The organism is Legionella drancourtii LLAP12 (assembly GCF_000162755.2).
Lineage (GTDB): Bacteria > Pseudomonadota > Gammaproteobacteria > Legionellales > Legionellaceae > Legionella > Legionella drancourtii.
Map to the genome: position 1 here is coordinate 1 of NZ_JH413838.1, position 1,513 is coordinate 1,513.

Sequence of the window (1,513 nt, forward strand, 5' to 3'; positions counted from 1 at the left end):
GAATTATTTGCTAAATCAATTAAGTCATATAATTTTGGAAATTCTTGTTTTATAAGAGCAAGATTATTACTTCCATCACGTTTTGCCTCAGCCGCAACTTCAATAGCAGAAACGAGTAAAATCCAAGAGATTTTAGGCGATCTTTCAGCAAGAAAAATGGCACTAGAGTATAGCTTTGCTACGCGTACGACATTACAGAGATTTTTTTCACTCAAAGAGATTAGTTTTTTAAAATAAGCTTCAATGCTTAAATTTACTGGATTAAATAAACTCGGAATAACTGGATATTCGCTAACGAGAACTTCTTTTTCAAAATTGGGGTAATAATTGAAATTGGGTATAAAACCATAATTAGAGTTATTGGTAAATGGTAATTTAAATTCCCTTGTACAAGAACCTATTTTTGTTCTAATACCTAAACGTAAATTAATTAAATAAGATAATTCATTAGGAGCAGATTCATAACTTTTAATTTTTGAGTCTATTGTTGGTTGTGTGGTGTAATCTATTACTTCTTCACTATTTATGTAGTTAAAAAACCTTAGTAATATTCTTGGAAGAAATACACCTTTATGATTATGAATGACAGGATTTAGTAATGAGATAGGCTCAGATTCAATAGCTCCCATAATTCTTGGATTATCAGTGTATAATGGATATTCACATATAGATACAATCTCTTGTTTGTTTTTAAATTTCTCAAAAGTCTCGAATAAATCACTCATGGAAATTCCTTTTCTTCTACATCTATTGATTATGGACCAAGATTTCCGTTTCAACTTATTTGTGAGATTATGATGAAATTTGGGTGAGGGAGGCATACCCAATGTCTAGATTCGAACATCTGTATGCAAAATAGATATAGGGATAAGTAAAGAAAATTGTAGTGGTTTCTGTTTTGATAAAAAATTACGGTTGGCCCATAAAACCTAATATATCCAAAACCTAATCTAATTCAGATAGTTCATTTGGATACAGAATCTTCGTCCGACAGTATGCTCAGCAAGCGTAGTCCGGATTAGACGGAGTCGTAATCCGGGGATTTCCATCAATTATCTTATTACAGATTATAATAGAGATAACTAATGTGACCCATGAGAATTTGATTCGTCTTTAATCCTATATTTCCTAAATCTGTTGTTGCACTTAGGCTCGGGGTAAATCCCATGATATCTCCTCTTTAAACGGCTATAAAATGAGCCAATATTGTTTTTCCGAGAAATAAAAAAGAAGGATTTAGGAAATGTGGCTTCTTCGACTGAATTGATTCATAAACTGGTGATGGAGATCTAACAACAAATAGCCAGATAGAATCTGCTAAGCCTATACACTTTTTTCTTTACTAAATGAAAGTGAGGTACAAAATTTTGACTGGTTATCATTTATTGCAAACTGACAATGCCATAGCGCTCCAGTTTCTGTATCCGTTAGGATATATGTCCACATATTATGCGTTTTTGTTAACGCAAATCTACCATTAGGAGCATTGGGGCTGGCATGTAATTCAGTTGAT

At 32.5% G+C, this 1,513-nt stretch carries 2 protein-coding genes; both read right to left on the minus strand.

Annotation, left to right across the window (positions count from 1 at the left end; all coding sequences use genetic code 11):
* A partial coding sequence (locus tag LDG_RS13085) for a hypothetical protein (RefSeq protein WP_040535851.1) occupies positions 1 to 725 on the minus strand: 725 nt, incomplete at its 3' end.
* A gap of 598 nt (positions 726 to 1,323) precedes the next feature.
* A partial coding sequence (locus LDG_RS20350) for a hypothetical protein (RefSeq protein WP_040535854.1) occupies positions 1,324 to 1,513 on the minus strand: 190 nt, incomplete at its 5' end.